Source organism: Pseudoduganella violacea, assembly GCF_014191875.1.
GTDB classification, from domain to species: Bacteria; Pseudomonadota; Gammaproteobacteria; order Burkholderiales; family Burkholderiaceae_D; genus Rugamonas; species Rugamonas violacea_A.
In genome coordinates this window covers 413,946-435,197 of sequence record NZ_JACHXD010000003.1, presented here as the reverse complement: position 1 = coordinate 435,197, position 21,252 = coordinate 413,946, and the positions used below count along the sequence as shown (strand labels likewise).

Here is a 21,252-nt window from a genome sequence, read left to right as displayed (position 1 = left end):
GTGGCTTGCATTAGAAGCCCCGTTCTAGTTTTGCTTACTAAAATGGGCTTCGGCACAAGACAGAGCGGGGGCGGCAAATGGTAAAAAAAGCGAAGGTGGCGGTAATGAGCGACGAGCAGATGGCCAAGGCCGTGCGCCGTTCGGCGCAGCAGGTTTGGCAGGCTGGGCTTGGCGCTTTCGCCGAGCTGCAAAAGCGTAGCCGCGAGCCGGCCAAGGCGCCGGCCGCCGAAGTGCGCGACACCATGAGCAGCGTGTCCGATGGCGTGGGCCGGCATGCGGACGGTTCCTGGGACCGGCTGGAGCAGATCTTCGAAGAGCGCGTCACGCGCGCCCTGATCTCCATCGGCGTCCCGATGCGCAAGGATATCGACGCCCTGATCGCGCGCGTCGAAGAATTAAGCGGCCAGATTGAAGCCTTGAAGGCTGGCGCGCCCGCGCCGAAGAAAAGCAGGACAAAGGCTGCGCCGGTGGCAGAATTTGCCGTCAAAGCCGTTAAAACCTCCGCTGCGGCCAAAAAGCCTGCCGTTAAAAAAGCGGAAAAGGCCATTATCAAGACTTCAAAATCCCGTAAAAAGCCTGCTTAAATAGAAGGTAAGGGGAATGGAACTTCTGGAATAGGCACTATCGGTGTTATGCTTGCAGGAGAAATAATAGAGAACGCCTGCTATGCTACAAAAAGCGCCACGCCGCACTCGGGAACGGATTCTGGAATTATCCCTGCGACTGTTCAATGAGTTTGGCGAACCGAATATAACAACCACCGTCATCGCCGAAGAGATGAATATCTCTCCCGGCAATCTCTACTACCATTTCCGCAACAAGGACGATATCGTCAATTCGATTTTCGTGCAGTTTGAAGCGGAGATCGAACGCATCCTGCAAGTGCCGGACGGACGGCGCTCGAACATCGAAGACGTGTGGCTCTACCTGCACCTGATGTTTGAGCTGATCTGGCGCTACCGCTTCTTCTACCGCGACCTGAACGATCTGCTCTCGCGCAACCGCAAGCTGGAACTGCACTTCAAGCAGATCCTGGCGCACAAGATCAAGGTCGCCAAGCAGCTGTGCTTCGACCTGCGCAGCGAGAATTCGCTGGAAGCGAGCGATAACGCCATCGAGGCCATGGCCACGAATATGGTGGTGGTGGCGACGTATTGGCTGTCCTACGAATATGTGCGCAATCCGCGCAAATACAGCGAGCAGCAATCGATGGCCGACGCCCTGGCACGCGGCTGTTATCAGGTCTTGTCGCAGATCGGTCCTTATCTGCGCGGCGAAACCAGTGTGCTGTTCCAGAAGCTCTCCGAAGAATATCTGAAGAAACTCAAATAACGTGATCAAGACCGTATGTGTGTATTGCGGCGCCAATGCCGGCGCCGACCCGCTTTACGCCGAAGGCGCGCGCGCCCTGGCGGCGGCGCTGGTGGAACAGAATATGTCCCTGGTCTACGGCGGCGGCAATGTGGGCCTGATGGGCATCATCGCCGATGAAGTGCTGCGCCTTGGCGGCGAGGTGACGGGCGTGATCCCGACCAAGCTGGTGGAACGCGAAGTGGCCCACAACGGCCTGACGCGCCAGTTCATCGTCAAGGATATGCACGAGCGCAAAGCCATGATGGCCGAGCTGTCGGACGGCTTCATCGCCATGCCGGGCGGCCTGGGCACGCTGGAAGAACTGTTCGAGATGCTGACCTGGGCGCAGATCGGCATCCACAGCAAGCCGGTCGGCCTGCTGAACATGAGCGGCTATTACGACCGCCTGGTGGATTTCATCGAACACGCGCGCGGCCAGGGCTTCGTGCGCCCCCAGCACGCGGCCTTGATGCAGATCGACACCGACCCGCGCGCCTTGCTGGAACGGCTCAAGTCCAAATGAGTTCCGGCGCCGCCCGCGAGATCCGCCGTGGCGACATCTACTGGCTGGACTCCGACGAAACGGGTGGCGCGATTCCCGGCATTCCGCATCCGCATGTCGTGGTGCAGGACGATGTCTTCAACCGCTCACGCATCGCCAGCGTAGTGGTTTGCGCCTTGAGCAGCAACCTGAAACGCATCAAGGAACCGGGCAATGTACTGCTCGACGTCGGCGAGGGCGGCTTGGAAAAGCCCAGCATCGTGCTGGTGTCGCAAATCTCCGCCGTGGAGAAAACCCGCCTGGGCCGCTATATCGGCGCCCTGTCCGCCGAACGCGTGGAGCAGATCCTCTCCGGCCTGCGCTTTCAGCAAGCCTCCTTCTTCCAGCGCTGATCAGGGCCGCAAAAGCTGATTTACGCCGCCTGTCCCTCCAGCGACGGTTCGATCGCGACCACTCTTTCCTGGCCCACGGTATTCAAGGCGAAGCCATTGCGGCCGGCGGCCTTGACGCCGTACAGAGCCTGGTCGGCGGCGCGCAGGATTTCCAGCGGCGCGGCGGCGGCGCGCGTGGTGACGGCGATGCCGATGCTGGCGGTGACGACCAGGGCTTTGCCCTCCACCTGGAAGGGCGCCTGCATGGCTTCCAGAATTTTGTCGCCCAGCTGGGACACCGTTCCCGTATCGTCCACCTGCTCGAAGATGATGACAAACTCGTCGCCCGCCAGGCGCGCCACCGTGTCGGTCAGACGCACGCTGCTGCGCAGGCGGCGCGCGAATTCGACCAGCACGGCGTCGCCGGCGGCATGGCCCATGGTGTCGTTGATGGTCTTGAAGTAGTCCACGTCGAGCAGGGCCAGCGCCAGATTGCTGCGGTTGCGGCCGGCGCGCGCCACCGCCTGCGGCAGGATTTCATCGAACATGCGGCGGTTATGCACGCCGGTCAGGGCGTCGGTGGTGGCCATGCGCAGCAGATCGTGTTCGGCGGCGCGGCGCTGCATCGACAGCCGGTAGAAGGCGCGGCTGAGCTGCCCGAATTCGTCGCGGGTCTTGACGTTGAAGACGTCGATGTTCTCGTTGCCCGCCGTGATCTGGGCGACGTGGTTGCGCAGCAAACTCAGGGGACGCAGCATGCGCCAGGTCAGCCACCAGCCCAGCAGGGCGGCCAGCACGGCGACCACGCCCGCTGCCGCCATCGCCTTATGGCGGCTGGACAGCAGCGGCGCGAAGGCTTCCTGCACCGGATAGGCGGCGCCGATGATCCATTCTGTTTTGCGCAGCTTTTCGGTGGCGATCAGCGCGGGGCCGTTGATGCTCGATCCCTCCGACCAGCCGGTGCTGGCTTTCAGCGCATGGGCCAATTCCGGTCCCCAGGCCTTGCTGCTCGCGTCCACCCGGCTCAGGATGCGCGAGCGGTCGGGATGGTAGATCACCACACCCTCGCTGCTCATGATGAACAGGTGGGCCGTGGTGCCGTTATACATGGCGTCGATCTGGCCGGCGAAGCTGGGGCGCTGCAAGTCGATGGCGCCGGCGATCACGTACAGCAGGCGGCCGTGCATGTCGGTGATCGGTTCCGTGACCACCACCACCGGCTTGTTCGACAGCAGGCTTTGGAACGGCGCCGAAATCACGCCTTCGCGCAGGCGCACGGTGTCGCGGAAGAAGGGGCGCGAGGCCACACTGATGCTACCCACCGCGCGCCGGTCATTCAGGTTGGCGACCAGCTTGCCGCTCATATCGAAAACCGTCACGTTGAAGAAAATGTCGCGCAGCGAGCCATGTTCCTCGATCAGCGTCTGCAGGCGCGCCGCGGTGGGCGCGTCGCCCAGGGGCAGGCGCTCGGTGACGGCTTTCAGCTGCTGCTGCTTGGCGTCCAGATCCTGATCGACGTAGGCGGCGGCGCTGGCAACCATGGAGACTTCCTGCGCGCCCAGCAAATTTTTGACGCCTGATTCGGCGAAACCCAGGGCAATCGTGGCCACGCCGGCGGAAGCGGCAAAGGCAAAGCAGGCGACCATGCCGGTCATGCGGAATTTGAAAGAGGTGGTGCGGATGCCAAACCGGTCCATGTATCCCTCGTGATGTAATAGTGCGGCGCGCGATGCGGCGCCATGTTTATGGTCGGCGAGGGATTTGGCCGGAACGGAAAGGGAGACGCGGGGTAAGGGCGTATGGCGCCAGTATAGTCAGTGCCTTGCTGTATGTCAGAATTCTCTGAAGTAATGTGGATTTAAGGCAACGTCAGCAGCTGAGTTCAGCCCGGCAGCGCCGGGCTGGCTTGCCGATTAGTATTTGATGCAGGCGATGTAGTAGTACGGTCCACTCCCCTGGCGGACACCGTTGAATTGCGAGCCGGGCCACACTTCGCCGCAGTATGACGGTCCAGCATTCTGCGAAATATGGATTTGGTAGAAGCGTTCTTCAGCGGCAAAAGCACCCAGCATGACGCCGGCCATCAGTACACCCAAAGCAATACTTTTCTTCATGGTCTGTCTCCTATGAATCGAATGATGATGAATTGGTGATGTTATGCAGCAAGGTGAAACAGCTTTGGAGCGATAGCAGCGATGTCTCGAAAGTAGCTTTTTTACCGAATTAAGCCATCGCGAGCATAAGATAATTAGTAAATTTTCAGTTGTCAATAAGACCACTTTGCGCGAGGAAAGGGGCGATCACTCCACGCGGCGGCCCTTGCAGGCATAATGGCGGCACCGCCACTCTTGCTTACATATGTCTCAATTACCCGACCGCCGGAAAGCTGAATCGGAAAATGCCGGTTATATCGTTGAGGATGGCGATGCGGGCTCCGTTGCCGGCGAACGCTTCGCAGGCATTGTGCCGGGCGAGGAGGGCGCGGCTGGCTACCAGCTGTTTCTTCTGCCCGGCGATGCCGATGCTGTGCCCTGGCAAGCCGCGCTCGACTGGGCCGAACAGCGCGGGGCCTGTCTGCCGACGCGCCGCGAACTGGCCCTGTTGCACGCCAACCTGCGCCAGGCTTTTCCTGCGCAATGGTATTGGTCATCGGAAGCGGACGCCATCCTGCCGCGCATGGCATGGAGCCACGACTTCGACAATGGCACCCAATACAATTACCGCAAAACCTACTCCGGCCGCGCCTGCGCTGTGCGCCGGGTCGACATCGCGCCATCGGCCGCGTCCCCCATCCTCTTGCAACAAGGCGAACGGTACGCCGGCCTGGTCCTCGGCGGCCAAGGCGGCGCGGATTATCACCTGCTGCTGCAGGCCGGCGAGCTGGTACACCAGTCATGGGAGACCGCCTTGGCATGGGCCGGCAGCCAGGGTCACAGCCTGCCGGGACGGCGCGAGCAGATCTTGTTGTATGCGACGCTGAAAGACGCGTTCAGGCCTAACTGGTACTGGTCGAACGAGGCCGGCGACCTCGAAAACGAGGCCTGGTGCAAAGACTTCGACACGGGTGTCGCGTATCAGACTGAACGCGAATTTGAAGGTTACGCGCGCTGCGTGCGCAGGGTGATTGCGTAATCAGGTAAATCCGTCACCACAAGCGCTGGCCGGAATGATCGAGCTGAGTCAGGTAAAGGCGCACGTCGAATTCGTACTGGTGGTAGTTCGGTTCCATATAGGTGCACAGCTTGTAGAAGGCCTTGTCGTGCTGCTTTTCCTTGACGTGGGCCAGTTCGTGCACGGCGATCATGCGCAGGAATTCCAGCGGCACGTCTTTGAACATGGTGGCGACGCGGATCTCGTGCTTGGCTTTGAGCTTGCCGCCCTGGACCCGCGAGATGGAGGTATGCAGTCCCAAGGCGTGGTTGATGACGTGGATCTTGTTATCGAAAGCGACCTTGTTGATCGGGTCCGCATTGCGCAGATACTCGCTCTTCAGCTCCTGCACATAGTCGTACAGGGCGCGGTCGGTGCGCACATCGTGGGATTTTGGATAACGTTTCAGCAGGACTTCGCCCAGGCGATCCTGGGTAAGCAGCTGTTCGACCTGGCTACGGGTCTGTTCGGAATAGGCGCTGAGGTATTTCATGGAGGCGTGAATGTACCACAAGCGGACTGTAGCGCTATCATGACGCCATGCGCACCCATGTCAATTCGGTAGGCCTGCTGGTTTGCAGCGATCCCATTCTCCAATTCAGCTATCCCGCCCATATTCCGCGCGACTGCATCGACGCCTTGCCGCCGCTGCCCGGCGTGTACTTCTTCCGCGATGCGAACGGCGTGCCCATCTACATCGGCAAGAGCATCAATATCCGCCTGCGCGTCTTGAGCCATCTGCGCACGGCGGAGGAGTCGCAGATGCTGGCGCGCACCGCCTTCATTGACTTTGAACGCACCGGCGGCGAGATCGGCGCGCTGCTGCGCGAGGCGCAACTGGTGCGCCAGCATCAGCCGGTGTTCAACCAGAAGCTGCGCCGCTTCCGCGAAATGTGCTCCCTCAGCCTGGATGGTCCGGCGCCCGAAGTGGTGTTCGCCAATGAGGTGGATTTCGCCACCACCGACGGTCTGTATGGCCTGTTCGGCAGCCGCCGCGCCGCGCTGGAAGCCTTGCGCGAACTGGTGGAACGCCACGGCCTGTGTCCCGCCGTGACGGGTCTGGAAAAAGTGGCCAAGGGCCGCTCCTGCTTCGCGCGCCAGATCGCGCGTTGCCGTGGCGCCTGCACGGGCGAGGAGAGTGCCGAGACGCATGCCGCCCGCCTGCGCGAAGCGCTGGCGACCTTGCGTCTGGCGCGCTGGCCATACGAAGGCGCGATCGGCATCGTGGAAGAGTCGGATGGCCTGCGCCAGGTGCAGCGCGTGGACCGCTGGTGCTACCTCGGCCCCGAGCCGCAGAAAGACGCGCTGCGCGCCAATCTGCCCGTAGCGCGCTTCGATATGGACGTGTACCAGATCCTCGTCCGGCCGCTGTTGCAAGGAGGGTTGACGGTGCTGCCGCGCTAGTCCTTTTCGGCGGCGCGCGCGTTCTCGAAGCTGGCGCGGGTGGTTTCCTCGTCGCGCTGGCCGAAGGCGTAATTCGCTTCCAGCCACATCACATTGATGATGGCCAGCGCCAGGGCCAGACCGATGCCCAATATCCAGGTGAAGTACCACATAGTCGGCTCCTTTCAGTAAGCGGAATGTTCGTTGTCGCGGATGTGCTGTTCGGTGACTTTGCCGCGCACCACGCGGTACACCCAGCTGGTGTACATCACGATGATGGGCAAGAGCAGGGCCACGACCCAGAACATCACGCCCAGGGTCTTGTGGCTGGAAACGCCGTCCCAGGCGGTCAGGCTGTGGCCCGGCTGCAGCGAGGAGGGCAGCACGAAGGGGAACATTGCCACGCCGGCCGTCAGGATGATGCCGGCCACCGTCAAGCCGCTGGCGAGAAAGGCCAGCAGGCTGCGGCGCGCGGCGCTGAAGGCGATCACCAGCAGGGCGCCGGCGAAGGCGGCCAGCGGCAGGGCTATGCTCAGTGGCCAGCGGCTGTAGTTGTCCATCCACGCGCCGACGGCGCGTTCCACCGTTTTCGCGGGCGGCATGAAGGCCGTATTCGGATCGGGCATGGTGACAATGCGGTAGCCTTCGATGCCGTAAGCGACCCAGAAACCGGCCGCCGCGAACAGCACGATTACCAGCACGGCGGCAACCATGGCCAGGCTGCGCGCGCGTTCGGCCAACACGCCGTCGGCCTTCTGGTGCAGGAAGGTGGCGCCGTGCATCAGCAGCATGGCGACGGCCAGCAGGCCAGCCAGCAGGCCGAAGGGATTGAGCAGCCCAATGAAGGTGCCAGTGTATTCCAGGCGCAGGATTTCGTCATAGCGGAAGGGTACGCCCAGCAGCAGGTTGCCGAAGGCGACGCCGAAGATTAGCGGCGGCACGAAACCGCCCACGAACAGCCCCCAGTCCCAGGCATTGCGCCAGCGCGGGTCTTTCAGCTTGCTGCGGTAGTCGAAGCCCACCGGCCGGAAGAACAGCGCGAACAGGCAGACCATCAGCGCGATATACATGCCGGAGAAGGCGGCCGCGTACACCATGGGCCAGGCGGCGAACAGCGTGCCGCCCGCCGCGATGAACCAGGTCTGGTTGCCTTCCCAGGTCGGGCCGACGGTGTTGAGCATGATGCGCCGTTCGACATCGTTCTTGCCGAGGAAGGGCAGGGACATGCCGACGCCGAAGTCGAAGCCGCCCGTGAGCGCGAAGCCCAGCAGCAGCACGCCGACGAAGCACCACCAGATTACTTTATAGGTTTCATAGTCGAATAGCATGATGGCTCCTTATTGCGCGGGCTGTTGTTCCCAGTGGTACTTCCCTGTGTGCAGGGCGCTTGGACCGAGACGGGCGAACTTGATCATCAAGGTCATTTCGATCACCAGCAGCAGGGTGTAGAAGCCGACGAAGCCGGCCAGGCTGAAATACAGGCTTTGCGGCTGGATGTTCGAGGCCGACAAATGCGTGGGCAAGATGCCCGCGATGGTCCATGGCTGGCGTCCATACTCGGCCACGATCCAGCCCAGTTCCGCCGCCACCCAGGGCAGGGGAATCGCGAACACGGCCAGTTTCAGCAACCAGCGCTGCTGCGCCAGGCGCTTGCGCACCAGGAAGTAGAACGAGGCGCTAAAGATGAACAGGAACAGCATGCCGAGGAAGACCATGCCGCGGAAGGACCAGAACAGCGGCGCCACTTTGGGAATCGTATCGTTGACCGCCATCTTGATCTGCGCCTCGGTGGCGTCCACCACGTTCGGGGTGTACTTCTTCAGCAGCAAACCATAACCGAGGTCTTGCTGCACCTGTTTGAAGGCTTGCTTGGCTTCTTCCGATTTGTCGCCCGATTTCAAGCGGGTCAGGGCGGCATATGCTTTCATGCCGTTGCGGATGCGGACTTCATGATCCTTCTTCAAATCTTTGATGCCCACCACTTCCTGGTCGGTGGAACGGGTGGCGATCAGGCCCAGTACATAGGGGATCTTGATGGCGTAATCGGTGCGCTCATGCTCGTCGTTCGGCAGTCCGACCACGGTGATGCCGGCCGGCGCTGGCTCGGTTTCCCATTCCGCCTCGATGGCCGCCAGCTTGACCTTGTTCACTTCGCCAGCCGTGTAGCCCGATTCGTCGCCCAGCACGATCACGGACAGGGTGGACGCGAGGCCAAAGCCGGCGGCGATGGCGAAGGAGCGCAGCGCGAACGGAATATCGCGCGCCTTAAGCAGGTAGAAGGCCGACACGCCCAGCACGAACATGGACGCGGTCACATAGCCCGCCGCCACGGTGTGCACGAACTTGACCTGGCCGACCGGGTTGAAGAAGACGTCGCCGATGCTGGTCAGCTCCATGCGCATGGTCTCGTAATTGAATTCTGCGCCGATAGGATTATTCATCCAACCGTTGGCGATCAGGATCCACAGCGCCGACAGGCTGGAGCCGAGCGCCACGAGGAAGGTCACGCTCAAATGTTGCACCTTGCTGAGCTTATTCCAGCCGAAGAAGAACAGGCCGACGAAGGTCGATTCGAGGAAGAAGGCCATCATGCCCTCGATCGCCAGCGGCGTGCCGAAGATGTCGCCCACATAGTGCGAGTAGTAAGCCCAGTTGGTGCCGAACTGGAATTCCAGCGTAATGCCGGTGGTCACGCCCATGGCGAAATTGATGCCGAACAGCTTGCCCCAGAATTTGGTCATATCGCGATAGATTTCGCGGCCGGTCATCACATAGACCGATTCCATGATCACCAGAATCCAGGATAGCCCCAGCGTCAGCGGCACAAACAGGAAGTGATACATCGCGGTTGCAGCAAACTGCAGGCGCGACAAAGCGACTACTTCATCGACGGAAGTCATTATTCACCTTTCGGGCGGATTGCTTGAACGGGGGCGGCTGGCGGCAGCAGGTGTTTTTCAACCTGCCCGGTGGGCAGACGCATTTTCTTGGTTTGCGGCTCGGAGAAGAAGGCCTTCCATAAGCCGTACAGGATGGCGGCCTTGACGATCAGCGCCAGCGTGATGGCGACGGCCAGCGAATACCGTCCGGGGGGCTTCATGGATGGTCCCCACCGCCGCCACCAGCACTGCGGCTGGCCGCATCATCGGCTTGGGCTTGCGCCTCGGCGCCACGGCCGAAACCGAGTTTGCCGCGTACGCTGTCGCCCACGTCGAGCAGCTTCTTGACCGTGGAGCCCATCTTCATCAGGGAGGCGAGGGTGTCGGGCGAGAGGCGTTGCACATCGTCGAACCAGGAGCTGGACAGCTCGATCAGCTCATACATCTCGCGCATGCGCTGCTGGGCGTAGCGGTCGCTATCGGTGGCCGGATTTTCCAGCAGCGATTCGCGCAGCATGGACAGGGTGGGTTCGACCTCGCGCCGGCGGCGCTCTTCCAGCAGCGCTTTGAAGATGTCCCACACGTCCTTGGGCGGTTCGAAGTATTCGCGGCGGTCGTTCGGCTGGTGCAGCAGTTTAACCAGGCGCCAGGATTGCAGCTCTTTCAGGCCCATCGACACATTCGAACGCGAGAAGGCCAGATGTTCGGCGATTTCGTCGGCGTTCAGGGGACGCGCGCTGACGTAGAGCAGAGCGTAAATCTGGCCCACGGTGCGGTTGATGCCCCAGCGGCTACCCATCTCGCCAAAGTGCAGGATGAATTTTTGGGCGAGCGGCGTCAGATTGTTCATGTTACCTTTCATCTTTCATGAATTTTCAGGATTTTCTGAAATTATAGGATCTAAATCAATTTTCTGCTGGTGACAGGCAAATTTGAGTCGCTATATAATTCGCTATATCGCGCTTTTGTTTCCAGAGAGGAAAGTCATGTTGAAGAAATTGTGTCTTGTTACCCTGCTGGCCACGGCCGGCCTGGCCAATGCGGCCGACATCACGGTATCGGCTGCCGCCAGTCTGACCAACGCGTTCCGCGAGCTGTCGCAGGCCTATGAAGCGGCCCATGCCGGCGACAAGGTTCTGCTGAACTTCGCCGCGTCCGACGCCCTGGTGCAGCAAATCAGCAAGGGGGCGCCGGTCGACGTCTTCGCGTCCGCCGACCAGGAAGCCATGGACAAGGCCGAGGGCATGAAGCTGCTGGCCGCCGGCAGCCGCCACAATTTCGTCAGTAATAGCGTGGTGCTGATCACGCCGTCCACCAGCCCCCTGGCGCTGAAAAACCTGGGCGATCTGCGCGGCGCGGACATCAAGCGCATCACCACCGGCAATCCGGCCAGCGTGCCGATCGGCCGCTACACCAAGCAGGCGCTGGAAAAAGCCGGCGTGTGGTCCAACGTGGAAACCAAATTCATCTTCGGCGCCTCGGTGCGCCAGAGCCTTGACTACGTGGCGCGCGGCGAAGTCGATGCGGGCTTCGTCTACGCCACCGACGTCGGCGCACAGAAGGACAAAGTGAAAGCGCAGTTCACCGTGCCGACCGACACTCCGGTCACTTATCCGATCTCCGCGCTGAGCGGCGCCGCCAACGCCAAGGGTGCGCGCCAGTTCGTCGATTTCACGCTGTCGTCCACGGGGCAGGCCATCCTCGCCAAATACGGTTTCGGCCGCCCATAAGCAAGGATTGTTAGATGGATGCTGCATGGACCGCGCTCGGTCTTTCGCTCAAGGTGGCGATGTGGGCGACGTTGTTGGACCTGTTGCTGGGCGTGGCGGCCGGCTATCTGCTGGCGCGCTGCCGCTTTCCGGGGCGCGACCTGCTGGACGCCGTGCTGACGCTGCCGATGGTGATGCCGCCCACGGTGCTGGGCTACTACCTGCTGGTGCTGATCGGGCGCCAGGGGCCGCTGGGCGCCTGGCTGCAAAGCAGCTTCGGCATCAATCTGATCTTCACCTGGCAGGCGGCGGTGCTGGCGGCCGCCGTCGTCGCCTTTCCGCTGGTGCTGAAGGCGGCGCGCTCCGCCTTTGAAACGGTGGATGTGCAGCTGGAGCAGGCGGCGCGCGTGCTGGGCGTCTCCGAATTCGCCATCTTCCTGCGCGTGACTTTGCCGCTGGCCTGGCGCGGCGTGCTGGCCGGCGTGCTGCTGGCCTTCGCCCGCACCATGGGCGAATTCGGCGCCACGCTGATGGTGGCGGGCAGCATTCCAGGCAAGACGCAGACCCTGTCCATCGCGGTCTATGAAGCGGTGCAGGCAGGCCAGGACGATACCGCCAATCTGCTGGTGCTGATCACCTCCGTCACCTGCGTGGTCGTGCTGGTGCTGGCCAACCGTCTCACGCCGAGCCGCAATCCGCAGCAATAAGGCAGGAGCACATGTACTTCCATATCGACATCGAAAAGACCCTGCGCTCCGGCCAGCGCGAATTCAAGCTGAAGGCGAACTTCACGTCCAACAGCGGGCGCATCGTGATCTACGGCGCTTCCGGCGCGGGCAAGAGCCAGATGCTGAAAGCCGTCGCTGGGCTCATGCATCCCGACCGCGGTGTGATCGAGCTGGCGGGCAAGCGCCTGTTCGACAGCGTGGCCGGGATCAATATCACGCCGCAGAAACGGCGCGTGGCCTATCTGTTCCAGGACTACGCCTTGTTCCCGCACCTGAATGTGCGGCAGAATATCGCCTTTGGCATGCAGGGCGGCTGGTTCAATCCCAAGCCCACGGCCAATTCCGAGGCGCTCGAATACTGGCTCGACGCTTTCGAGCTGCGCGCCGTGGCGCACCAGCCGCCGTCCCAGCTTTCGGGCGGACAGCGGCAGCGCGTCGCGCTGGCGCGCGCCCTGATTGCCAATCCGGCGGCGCTGCTGCTGGACGAGCCTTTCGCCGCCCTCGATCCGGCCCTGCGCGTGCGCATGCGCGCCGAGCTGGATGCGCTGCAGCAGCGCCTGGGCATTCCCATGCTGCTGATTACGCACGACCCCGACGATGCCAACACTTTCGGCGGCCATGTCCTGACCATGTCGGACGGCGCCATTATTGAGGAGCGCCATGTCTAGCGAAGAAAGACAACTGGAATTGCAGGGTGAGGTCTGGATGACCATGGGCGGCCAGCACCTGGGCGGCCCGGACCGGGTGGCCCTGCTGGCCGCCATCGCCGAACACGGCTCCATCACCAAGGCCGCCAAGGCCATCAAGATGAGCTACAAAGCCGCCTGGGACGCCATCGACGCCATGAACAACCTGGCGGGCGAACCCCTGGTCGAACGCCTGGCCGGCGGCAAGGGCGGCGGCGGCACGCATCTGACCAAGCGCGGCGCCCAGCTGGTGGAGAACTTCCGCCAGATCGAACGCGAACACCGCCTGTTCATCGAACACCTGAGCCGCCAGTCGCATGCGCTGGCCGACGATTTCCTTTTGCTCCAGACCATGAGAATGAAAACCAGTGCGCGCAACCAGTTTGCAGGAACCGTCAGCGTGATCAAGCGCGGCGCGGTCAACGACGAAATCACGCTGGACATCGTGGGCGGGCAGAAGATCATCGCCATCATCACGCGCGACAGCACGGACAGCCTGGGGCTGGTCGAAGGCTGCGCCGCTTTTGCGCTGATCAAGGCTTCCTCCATCATCATCGCCACCGGCGACAGCGAGGCCAAACTGTCGGCGCGCAACCGCCTGTGCGGCACGGTCTCGCGCCTGCAAACGGGCGCCGTCAATTCGGACGTGAGCATCGCCTTGCCGGGCGGCGGCACCATCGCCGCCACCGTCACGCGCGACAGCGAAGAATTGCTGGCGCTGGAAGTGGGCATGCCGGCCAGCGCCCTGTTCAAGGCTTCGGCCGTCATCATCGGCGTGCCCGGTTAAGCGGCGGCCTCCTGCTGCTCGGCCTGCGCCGGGTCGACCGGGCCGCGCGCGAAGCGGGCCGGGGTCACGCCCAGCATGCGGCGGAAGAGGGCGATAAAGCTGCTGACGCTGTCATAACCCAGGGTCAGCGCCACCGCCGTCACCGATTCGCCCGCGTTCAGCATTTCCGCGCCTTTCTGCAGGCGCGCTGTCTGCCGCCACTCCACCACCGACATGCCGGTTTCGGCGCGGAAGTGGCGCGTGATGCTGCGGCGGGACAGGCCCAGGCGCTCGGCCCAGCGATCCAGATCGGTTTCGTCGGCCGGATGCTCGGCGATGGCGGCCGCCATCTGCTGCAGGCGCGGATGGTTGGGCATGGTCAGGCGCAGCGGATCGGCTTCGGCGCGCTGGATCTCGTCGATCAGCACGTCGAGGATGCGGTAGCCGCTCTCGTCCGGCGGCACGCCGCCCTCCCAGCTCACCATGCGCTCGATCAGGGCATGGGCCAGCGGACTGGGACGCAGTACCACGGGCAGCTCGGGCAGCTTGCCGCACAGCTCGGGCGCCAGAAAAATATTGTAGCCAACCAGATCGCTGTTCGGGCTGCCGTGCACCACGGCCCCGTGTGGCGCATAGGGTGGAATCCAGCCCATGCGGCCGGGCGGCATCATGCAGCGCATGCCGGTCGATTCCACCACGATCAAGCCTTGCACGGCGAGGTAAAGCTGGCCTTGCGGATGGCTGTGCACCTCGTGGCTCTGCCCTGGCGTGGCGTACTCGGCCAGTAGGCACATGCGGTGGCCCCCTTTGAGCCGGGCGACCTGGTAGTCGATCTCTGGCATGATTTTGGCCCGATCAAGATATTGAGTGGCATTTTACCGTTAGCGGGACAAAATTTCTCATGGCAATCTATGACTTTCGAGCAAGGGAGTCAATCATGAGACAAATCGATCTGGACGTGATCCTGAGTCTGCTACGCTCGGTCGGTGAGGAATTGCGCGACGCTTTCCGCGCGCTGCAGGCGGCCGCCGAGCCGGAACAGATGATGGAAGCCTTCCAGCGCATCGACGGTGGCGCGGCGCAGGCGATCCGCCAGGAGCTGGGCGCTTTCTATCCCCATATCGCCTGGCGCGATGAAAGGGACGAGGATGACCCACGCATGGTTGACGGCGAATGCTGGATATGCGATCCGATCGACGGCGCGCTGCAATTCCTGCGCGGCATTCCGTTCTGGGCCATGAGCCTGACCCTGCTGCGCGATGGCGAACCAGTGTTTTGCGCCGTCTTCGATGTGATGAATGGCGAGGTGTTCCATGCCGTGGAAGGGCGGGGCGCCTTCCTGAATGGCCGCCGCATGGGCGTTAGTGGCGGCGGCAGCCACCGCCATGGCGTGCTGGCCACCAACCATCCGCCGTTTGCCAGCGCCCAGCCGCGCATGCTGGCGCTGGCCGCCAGCGCGCTGAGCGCGGTGCAGGCCGAGGCGACCGCCGTGCGCAATCTCGGTTCGGTGGCCTTGCAACTGGCTTATGTGGCTGGCGGCCGTCTCGACGGTTTCTGGCAATATGGCGAGGATGGCTTCAACTGCGCGGGCGCCGCCTTGCTGGTGCGCGAGGCTGGCGGGCGCACCAGCACGGTGGAAGGCCTGGCTTACCATCCGCATTCCGGGAGCCTGGTGGCGGCGCCGCCCGGCGCCCACGCCAGCCTGCTGCTGACGCTGAACGGCTCATCCTGTCTCGCTGCCGCCTGAATCCACGGCCTGGCGGTTGCCGCCGCTGGCATTGGCATTGGCATTGCGCTGGGCTGACTGCCGGCTCTCGCCGCCCTTGCGGCCGATGGCGGCCATATGTTCGCGGTCGCGGCTCACGGCCACGCCGCCTTTCTGTCCGGCGCGGCGCGCCTCCTCGGAGTCGAATTCGTGCGCCGTGCCTTTCTGGTGGGCCGCCTGGCCGCCCTTGCTGGCGATCTGGCGCTGCTGCGCGGCATCCATGGCGGCGAAGCCGCGCTTGGCGTTGCTTTTCTGACTGCTGGCGGGATCGGCCTTTTGGCTGTTGCCCTCGCCTTGCCCGGCTTGATTGTTAGCCATCTCCATCTCCTTGTCCGCGTTGATCGGATCGCCCGCGGGCGACAAACGGCAGGGAACCGTTTGCTGATTGGAGAGGGGAAGATGGCTTTAGTTCCGTTCGTTGCGAAAAAATCAGCTGAGCTGCAACACCAGCTTGCCGAAGTTCTTACCCTCGAACAGCATGGACAGCGCCTGCGGGAAGTTCTCCAGGCCGCGCACCACGTCTTCGCGGCTCTTGATCTTGCCCTCCTGTAGCCATTTGCCCAGGGCCGCCATGGCCACCGGATAGCGGTCGGCATAGTCGAACACCACCATGCCCTCCATGCGGGCGCGGTTCACCAGCAGCGACAGGTAGTTGGCCGGGCCTTGTACCTGCGAAGTATTGTTGTACTGCGAAATGGCGCCGCAGATCACGATGCGCGCCTTGCGGTTGATGCGGGTCAGCACGGTGTCGAGGATGTCGCCGCCGACATTGTCGAAGTACACGTCCACGCCCTGCGGGCAGTGTTCCTTCAAGCCATCGCGCACCGAAGCCTGCTTGTAGTCGATGCAGGCGTCGAAGCCCAGCTCCTTGACCACGAAATCGCATTTGGCGGCGCCGCCGGCAATGCCCACGGCGCGGCAGCCCAGCAGCCTGGCCAGTTGGCCCACGGTCTGGCCCACGGCGCCGGCCGCGCCGGACACCACCACCGTTTCGCCGGCGCGCGGCTGGCCCACCTCGGTCAGGCCGAAATAGGCGGTCATGCCCGGCATGCCCAGGGTATTGAGCCAGGTCGGCAGCGGCGCGAGTTCGGGATCGATCTTGTAGAAGGCAGCCGCCTTGTCCTCGGCCTGGCCGATCCAGTACTGCTGTACGCCCAGGCCGCCCGAGACATGCTCGCCCACCGCGAACTTGGCCGAGCGCGAAGCCAGCACCACACCCACGCCGCCGGCCCGCATTACTTCGCCGATGGCCACCGGCCGGATATAGGATTTGGCGTCGTTCATCCAGCCGCGCATGGCCGGGTCGAGCGAGAGATACAGCGTTTGCACCAGGATGTCGCCGTCCGCCAGTTCGCGCACGGTCTCCACCGTCTGCTGCCAGTCGCTGGCCTGCGACATGCCCACCGGGCGCGCCGCCAGCCGGAATTGCCGGTTCTCCAAGGTCGTCGTCATCGTTATTCCCTTCAAAAAGGTGTTATCTCTGCACTATAAACCACAAATTGTCGGAAAGGCATGATCGTACTTTTTGTTTTTGCTGCGCTGCAGCTTATTCGTGCGACAATACTGACCCCCTAATAGGAATCGACCATGATCTACCCGGAATACATCTTGACTCTTTCTTGCCAGGACCAGCGCGGCATTGTGCATCGCGTCTCGGGATTCCTGGCCGACCATGGCTGCAATATCATCGACTCCGCCCAGTTTGGCGACCAGGAAGAGCATCGTTTCTTCATGCGCGTGCACTTCTCGCGCGAAGACAGTGCCGTCAGCGATGAGGCGCTGCGCGCCGCCTTCGCCGACTTAGCGCGGGACATGCAGCTGGAGTGGGATCTGCACGACGCGCACTACAAGCCGCGCGTGATGCTGATGGTATCGAAAATCGGCCATTGCCTGAACGATCTGCTGTTCCGCTACAAGAGCGGTCTGCTGCCGGTCGAAATCCCGGCCATCGTCTCCAACCACATGGACTTCTACCAGCTGGCTGCCAGCTATAATATTCCCTTCCACCACCTGCCGCTGGCAACCGGCGCGCCGGAGACGGCGAAGCTGGCCCAGGAAGCGAAAATCATCGAACTGATGGACATGCACCAGGTCGATCTGGTGGTGCTGGCGCGCTATATGCAAATCCTGTCGCCATCGCTGTGCGCCCGCCTGAAAGGCAAGGCAATCAATATCCACCACTCCTTCCTGCCCAGCTTCAAGGGCGCCAAGCCTTACGCCCAGGCGCACCACCGCGGCGTGAAACTGATCGGCGCCACCGCCCATTTCGTCACCGGCGATCTGGACGAAGGCCCGATCATCGAGCAGGATGTGGAGCGCGTCGACCATTCGATGGACGCCGCCACCTTGTCGGCCATCGGCCGCGACGTGGAATGCGTGGTGCTGGCGCGCGCCGTGAAGTGGTTCGTCGAGCATCGCGTGCTGCAGAACGGCAGCAAAACCGTGGTATTTAAATAAACCGTATATATAGTTTTCTAGATGGCACTCAAAGCAACAATTTACAAAGCCGAACTGTCGATTGCGGACATGGACCGCAACTACTATGGCACCCATACGCTGACCCTGGCGCGCCACCCGTCCGAAACGGACGAACGCATGATGGTGCGCCTGCTGGCTTTCGCCATCCATGCCGACGAGGCGCTGACCTTCACCAAGGGCATGTTCGACGTCGATGAGCCGGACCTGTGGCGAAAAGACCTGACCGACGCCATCCAGCTGTGGATCGAAGTCGGCCAGCCGGACGACCGCCGCATCCTGAAGGGCGCGGGCCGCTCGGACAAGGTGATCGTGTACTGCTACAACGCCACCAGCCATATCTGGTGGAAGCAGATCGCCAACAAGGTCGACCGCGCCAAGAACGTCACGGTCATCAATCTGCCGTCCGACGCCACGCTGGCGCTGGAAAGCATGGCCAAGCGCAGCATGCAGCTGCAATGCACCATCCAGGACGGCCAGATCTGGCTGACCGACGGCGAACAGACGGTCCTGATCGACCGCGAAACCCTGAAGCCCTGATGCGGCGGCGGGCCATGGACCAGCTTCCATTCCTGGCCCGCCTGCTTGCCCTGTCGTGCATCCTGTGCGCGCCGCTGCCTGCCTTGGCCCTCGACCAGGCGCAGGTGGAGCAGGGCGCCGCCCGCCTGTACCGCGAGCGCATCGACGAGCTGCGGCGCGCCCACAGCCTCGATACCGATTCCGCCTTCCACGCCCGCGTCGAACGCATCCTGCAGCCCTTGCTGGCGCAGGCCGCGCGCGACTATCCCGTCAGCGCCGCCTGGTCCTGGGAATGGCATACCACGCCCGACGGCGACGAAAACGCCTTTGCCATGGCCGGCGGCAAGCTGCTGCTCAGCCGCGCATTCACGCGCCGCCTGGAATTGAACGATGCCGAACTGGCCATGCTGCTGGCGCATGAAATCGCCCACGCCGTGCTGCTGCACAATCTGCGCGAATTCGAGCAGGCGCTGCGCCTCGACCCGCAATGGGCGGCGCGCCCCTTCGCCGAACTGGAACACGCGGTCGACCATGACCAGGGGCTGATGCGCCGGCTCGCCCCCTTGAACCAGCAGCAGGAAGAGGAGGCCGACCGTGAAGGCTTGAAGCTGGCCTGGCGCGCCGGCTGGCCCGCCGCCAGGCTGGCGCGCTATTTCCAGAAGTTGAGCCGCAACAGTTACGCGCCGTATCTGGACAGCTTCGCCCATCCGGCGCCGGCGCGGCGCTGGCAGGCCGCGCGCCTGCTGGCCGAACAGCTGGAGCAGCCGCCGGGCATTCGCTAGTCCAATCTTTTTTCGATTTTCTTGATATGGCGGGTAAACGCCGGGCCGTATGCGGCAAAACCCTGGGCTATAATCGCCGCATGTATCGACATTCGACAATGTGGCGTCGTGCTCTCTGGCTCTCGTGCTTCGCGATCCTGCTGAACGCGCTCGCCCCGTCGATCTCGCACGCGCTCTCCCTGTGCAAGGGCCAGCAGCGCAGCTGGGAAATCTGTCTGAATGATGGCCAGCGCCTGAGCGGCAGCGGCGAACTCGATTACGCCACCTTCCTGGCGCTGACCGACCGCAGCAAACCGCAAAAGCAGACCCCGGCCCAGACCGAAAAAATGGCGATGGAGGACTGCGGCTACTGCTTCACGCATGCCGCTTCCTTCGCTCCGCCGCCCGCCGAACGGCCCCTGCTGGCTGAACTCGACGGCAACCGTCTTCTTCCCTTCATGTTGTACCGCGCGCCTGTGCCGCTGCAAGGCTGGCGTGCCTCAATCCCGCGCGGTCCTCCTGTTCTTGTGTGATGATGTCGCTGTTCTTCCCACAAAAATCAGGAGTTTTGAATGAAAAAGCAATTCTTTGCATGCGCCATTTCCATGGCGTTCGCCGCCTCGGCCATGGCCCAAGTCACGGTCAGCGAAAGCTGGGCGCGCGCCACCGTCCCTGCCGCTAAAGCCAGCGGCGCCTTCATGCTGCTGCAATCGGCGCAGGATGCGCGCCTGGTCGGCGTGGAAACCACGGTCGCGAATGCCGAGTTGCACCAGATGTCGATGGAAAACAATGTGATGAAGATGTCCGAGATCGATGGCCTTGATCTGCCGGCCGGCAAAGCGGTCGAGCTCAAGCCGGGCAGCTATCACGTCATGCTGATGCAGCTGAAACGCCAGCTCAAAGAAGGCGATACCGTGCCTTTGAAACTGACCTTCGAGAAGAAGGACAAGAAGCGCGAGACCGTGGAAGTGCAAGTGCCGGTCAAGCCGATCAACTATAGCCCGTCCGCGCGCGCCCACGCCGGCCACTAAGCCGCCACCCCCGTATTAATGCACTGACGCCCGCTGCGCCGCGGCGGCGGCAGTGCTCACCCTGCGGCCATGCGCCGGCGCTGGACGTGGGTATCGATGTAACTGCAGTACCTTTCTTCACCTTCTCATTTTCATCCCTTTATCTGCCCGGTCCCCACCGGGCAGTTTTTTTTGCGCCTGCAGTTCCGGTTACTGTGGTGCGCCACCGGCGCGGCGTACCGAGCCCGAACCCGTCACGTTCTTGTTCACGCGCGGATCGCCGTAGTAGGAGACGTCGCCCGAGCCGGCCACGCTGGTGTTCAGCGATTCCTTGGCCCACACGGTCGCCTCGCCTGAACCGCCGATGCTGACCACCACATTGCGCGCTTGCAGCTGGCCGAGCGCCACCTTGCCCGAACCGCCGATCGACACGTTCACGTTCTCCGCCGTGCCGCTGGCTTTCAGGCTGCCGCTGCCGCCCAGCGAAACCGCCACCGACGCGCCTTCCAGGCCGCGCGCATTGATGGTGCCGGAACCGCCCACGTCGAATTGCAGGCGCTCGCCGCGCATGCCGTTTACCTCGACATTGCCGGAACCGCCGACCGAGACTTTTTCCAGTGCGCGCGCCTGCACCACGATGCGCAGATTGCGCGTATCGAAGGATGCGTCCTTTTTCACCGGGCGGATTTTCAACGTGCCGTTTTCGACCACGGTATCGATCAGCGGCAGGATATTCTCGTCGGTCTCGATCGTCACGCTTTCGCTATTGCCGACGCGGATCTCGACGTTGCCGCTCATGCCGAGACCGACGCCGCTGAAGTGGCCCGGCTCCCGGCTCTGCTTGACGATCTTGCCGTTGCCCTGCACGCGTTCGCCGCGGAACCAACTGCCGGGACCGGCCACGGCCTGGCTCAGCGGCGCGGCCGCCGCCAGCAGGCCGGCGGCGAGCACGATGCCGCGCGCGGCGACTGGGATATTTTTCAGTTCAACCATGGGTCTCCTCCTTGGGTTTGCGATTGGTATGGGCTGATAGTATTTCAGCGCCAAGGCCAGGGCTGCCGCCATGCGACAAACTGCGCGTGAACGGGAATAGAATGCCGACAGGCGGGACTGGACTGGGCCGCCGCGCTGGCGCGGCCGCGCGGCGATCCTGTAAGATGCTGGATTGGCCGCTCGCTTTTGCGGCCACCTCTGA

General features: G+C 62.8%; 28 protein-coding genes. 16 read left to right on the top strand and 12 right to left on the bottom strand.

Going from position 1 to position 21,252, the window contains the following annotated elements; all coding sequences use genetic code 11:
- The first annotated feature begins 77 nt into the window (after positions 1-77).
- From FHS03_RS07900 to FHS03_RS07885, 4 genes are all read left to right on the top strand, one after another.
- Positions 78-584 carry a phasin family protein gene (locus tag FHS03_RS07900; RefSeq protein ID WP_183440449.1) on the top strand — a complete coding sequence of 169 codons (507 nt, stop codon included), beginning with the start codon at positions 78-80 and terminating at the stop codon, positions 582-584.
- A gap of 82 nt (positions 585-666) precedes the next feature.
- On the top strand, positions 667-1,332 hold the full coding sequence (locus tag FHS03_RS07895) for a TetR/AcrR family transcriptional regulator (RefSeq protein WP_050408601.1): 666 nt from the start codon (positions 667-669) through the stop codon (positions 1,330-1,332).
- A 4-nt stretch (positions 1,333-1,336) separates the two neighbouring features.
- On the top strand, positions 1,337-1,876 hold the full coding sequence (locus FHS03_RS07890) for an LOG family protein (protein WP_183440556.1): 540 nt from the start codon (positions 1,337-1,339) through the stop codon (positions 1,874-1,876).
- Complete coding sequence (locus FHS03_RS07885; protein WP_183440448.1) at positions 1,873-2,247, top strand: type II toxin-antitoxin system PemK/MazF family toxin; 375 nt, start codon at positions 1,873-1,875, stop codon at positions 2,245-2,247. Before FHS03_RS07890 ends, FHS03_RS07885 begins: the two co-directional genes overlap by 4 nt.
- A 20-nt stretch (positions 2,248-2,267) precedes the next feature.
- Here the strand turns inward: FHS03_RS07885 and FHS03_RS07880 are convergent, their stop codons facing one another.
- A complete protein-coding gene (locus tag FHS03_RS07880; RefSeq protein WP_183440447.1) occupies positions 2,268-3,923 on the bottom strand; it encodes a sensor domain-containing diguanylate cyclase in 1,656 nt (551 codons plus the stop codon).
- Between the two features lie 216 nt (positions 3,924-4,139).
- A complete protein-coding gene (locus FHS03_RS07875) occupies positions 4,140-4,340 on the bottom strand; it encodes a hypothetical protein (RefSeq protein WP_183440446.1) in 201 nt (66 codons plus the stop codon).
- A gap of 244 nt (positions 4,341-4,584) precedes the next feature.
- Between FHS03_RS07875 and FHS03_RS07870 the strand changes: the two genes are divergently transcribed.
- Positions 4,585-5,358, top strand: a complete 774-nt coding sequence (locus FHS03_RS07870) for an Lcl C-terminal domain-containing protein (RefSeq protein ID WP_183440445.1) — start codon at positions 4,585-4,587, stop codon at positions 5,356-5,358.
- 13 nt (positions 5,359-5,371) lie between these two features.
- Here FHS03_RS07870 and FHS03_RS07865 read toward each other — a convergent pair whose 3' ends face one another.
- Entirely contained in the window at positions 5,372-5,869 is a 498-nt protein-coding gene (locus tag FHS03_RS07865; RefSeq protein WP_183440444.1) for a YgjP-like metallopeptidase domain-containing protein, read from the bottom strand.
- A gap of 47 nt (positions 5,870-5,916) precedes the next feature.
- On the opposite strand from FHS03_RS07865, the gene FHS03_RS07860 reads away from it, so the two are divergent.
- Positions 5,917-6,780, top strand: a complete 864-nt coding sequence (locus FHS03_RS07860; RefSeq protein WP_183440443.1) for an endonuclease — start codon at positions 5,917-5,919, stop codon at positions 6,778-6,780.
- On the opposite strand, the gene cydX is transcribed toward FHS03_RS07860, so the two are convergent.
- From cydX to FHS03_RS07835, 5 genes are read right to left on the bottom strand one after another with little or no spacing between them, the layout of a single operon-like run.
- Entirely contained in the window at positions 6,777-6,932 is a 156-nt protein-coding gene (gene cydX / locus FHS03_RS07855; RefSeq protein WP_176348711.1) for a cytochrome bd-I oxidase subunit CydX, read from the bottom strand. The two genes, FHS03_RS07860 and cydX, sit on opposite strands and share 4 nt — an antisense overlap.
- A gap of 12 nt (positions 6,933-6,944) precedes the next feature.
- Positions 6,945-8,087: a cytochrome d ubiquinol oxidase subunit II gene (cydB, locus tag FHS03_RS07850; protein ID WP_183440442.1), complete on the bottom strand. Its 1,143-nt coding sequence runs from the start codon at positions 8,085-8,087 to the stop codon at positions 6,945-6,947.
- Positions 8,088-8,096: 9 nt separating this feature from the next.
- Positions 8,097-9,659, bottom strand: coding sequence for a cytochrome ubiquinol oxidase subunit I (locus tag FHS03_RS07845; RefSeq protein WP_183440441.1), 1,563 nt, complete (start codon positions 9,657-9,659; stop codon positions 8,097-8,099).
- Positions 9,659-9,859: a cytochrome oxidase putative small subunit CydP gene (gene cydP, locus FHS03_RS07840; RefSeq protein WP_183440440.1), complete on the bottom strand. Its 201-nt coding sequence runs from the start codon at positions 9,857-9,859 to the stop codon at positions 9,659-9,661. The genes FHS03_RS07845 and cydP overlap by 1 nt, the downstream gene beginning before the upstream one ends.
- Complete coding sequence (locus tag FHS03_RS07835) at positions 9,856-10,488, bottom strand: GbsR/MarR family transcriptional regulator (protein ID WP_229426100.1); 633 nt, start codon at positions 10,486-10,488, stop codon at positions 9,856-9,858. Before FHS03_RS07835 ends, cydP begins: the two co-directional genes overlap by 4 nt.
- A 136-nt stretch (positions 10,489-10,624) precedes the next feature.
- Between FHS03_RS07835 and modA the strand changes: the two genes are divergently transcribed.
- The 4 genes from modA to FHS03_RS07815 are packed head-to-tail and all read left to right on the top strand — an operon-like array spanning position 10,625 to position 13,548.
- Positions 10,625-11,368: a molybdate ABC transporter substrate-binding protein gene (gene modA / locus FHS03_RS07830; RefSeq protein WP_183440438.1), complete on the top strand. Its 744-nt coding sequence runs from the start codon at positions 10,625-10,627 to the stop codon at positions 11,366-11,368.
- A 14-nt stretch (positions 11,369-11,382) separates the two neighbouring features.
- Positions 11,383-12,054: a molybdate ABC transporter permease subunit gene (gene modB, locus FHS03_RS07825; RefSeq protein ID WP_183440437.1), complete on the top strand. Its 672-nt coding sequence runs from the start codon at positions 11,383-11,385 to the stop codon at positions 12,052-12,054.
- An 11-nt stretch (positions 12,055-12,065) separates the two neighbouring features.
- A complete protein-coding gene (locus FHS03_RS07820; protein ID WP_183440436.1) occupies positions 12,066-12,743 on the top strand; it encodes an ATP-binding cassette domain-containing protein in 678 nt (225 codons plus the stop codon).
- Positions 12,736-13,548: a TOBE domain-containing protein gene (locus FHS03_RS07815; protein ID WP_183440435.1), complete on the top strand. Its 813-nt coding sequence runs from the start codon at positions 12,736-12,738 to the stop codon at positions 13,546-13,548. The genes FHS03_RS07820 and FHS03_RS07815 overlap by 8 nt, the downstream gene beginning before the upstream one ends.
- Here FHS03_RS07815 and FHS03_RS07810 read toward each other — a convergent pair.
- On the bottom strand, positions 13,545-14,369 hold the full coding sequence (locus FHS03_RS07810; RefSeq protein ID WP_183440434.1) for an AraC family transcriptional regulator: 825 nt from the start codon (positions 14,367-14,369) through the stop codon (positions 13,545-13,547). The genes FHS03_RS07815 and FHS03_RS07810 overlap by 4 nt on opposite strands.
- A 95-nt stretch (positions 14,370-14,464) precedes the next feature.
- Here FHS03_RS07810 and FHS03_RS07805 point away from each other — a divergent pair, with 95 nt between their 5' ends.
- On the top strand, positions 14,465-15,274 hold the full coding sequence (locus tag FHS03_RS07805; protein ID WP_183440433.1) for an inositol monophosphatase family protein: 810 nt from the start codon (positions 14,465-14,467) through the stop codon (positions 15,272-15,274).
- Here the strand turns inward: FHS03_RS07805 and FHS03_RS07800 are convergent.
- Both FHS03_RS07800 and FHS03_RS07795 read right to left on the bottom strand, forming a co-directional pair.
- Positions 15,251-15,610 carry a KGG domain-containing protein gene (locus tag FHS03_RS07800; protein WP_221208070.1) on the bottom strand — a complete coding sequence of 120 codons (360 nt, stop codon included), beginning with the start codon at positions 15,608-15,610 and terminating at the stop codon, positions 15,251-15,253. The two genes, FHS03_RS07805 and FHS03_RS07800, sit on opposite strands and share 24 nt — an antisense overlap.
- A gap of 111 nt (positions 15,611-15,721) precedes the next feature.
- Positions 15,722-16,744 (bottom strand): NADP-dependent oxidoreductase, encoded by a 1,023-nt coding sequence (locus FHS03_RS07795; protein WP_183440432.1) that lies wholly within the window; start codon positions 16,742-16,744, stop codon positions 15,722-15,724.
- Positions 16,745-16,879: 135 nt separating this feature from the next.
- Between FHS03_RS07795 and purU the strand changes: the two genes are divergently transcribed.
- The 5 genes from purU to FHS03_RS07770 all read left to right on the top strand — a co-directional run bounded on the left by purU (position 16,880) and on the right by FHS03_RS07770 (position 20,078).
- Positions 16,880-17,749, top strand: coding sequence for a formyltetrahydrofolate deformylase (gene purU / locus FHS03_RS07790; RefSeq protein WP_183440431.1), 870 nt, complete (start codon positions 16,880-16,882; stop codon positions 17,747-17,749).
- 21 nt (positions 17,750-17,770) lie between these two features.
- On the top strand, positions 17,771-18,307 hold the full coding sequence (locus FHS03_RS07785) for a YaeQ family protein (RefSeq protein ID WP_183440430.1): 537 nt from the start codon (positions 17,771-17,773) through the stop codon (positions 18,305-18,307).
- 14 nt (positions 18,308-18,321) lie between these two features.
- Positions 18,322-19,068, top strand: a complete 747-nt coding sequence (locus tag FHS03_RS07780) for a M48 family metalloprotease (RefSeq protein ID WP_183440429.1) — start codon at positions 18,322-18,324, stop codon at positions 19,066-19,068.
- A 98-nt stretch (positions 19,069-19,166) separates the two neighbouring features.
- Positions 19,167-19,580 carry a DUF2946 domain-containing protein gene (locus tag FHS03_RS07775; protein WP_183440428.1) on the top strand — a complete coding sequence of 138 codons (414 nt, stop codon included), beginning with the start codon at positions 19,167-19,169 and terminating at the stop codon, positions 19,578-19,580.
- A 39-nt stretch (positions 19,581-19,619) separates the two neighbouring features.
- Positions 19,620-20,078, top strand: coding sequence for a copper chaperone PCu(A)C (locus FHS03_RS07770; RefSeq protein ID WP_183440427.1), 459 nt, complete (start codon positions 19,620-19,622; stop codon positions 20,076-20,078).
- Between the two features lie 189 nt (positions 20,079-20,267).
- On the opposite strand, the gene FHS03_RS07765 is transcribed toward FHS03_RS07770, so the two are convergent.
- Entirely contained in the window at positions 20,268-21,050 is a 783-nt protein-coding gene (locus FHS03_RS07765; protein ID WP_183440426.1) for a head GIN domain-containing protein, read from the bottom strand.
- Positions 21,051-21,252 lie beyond the last annotated feature (202 nt).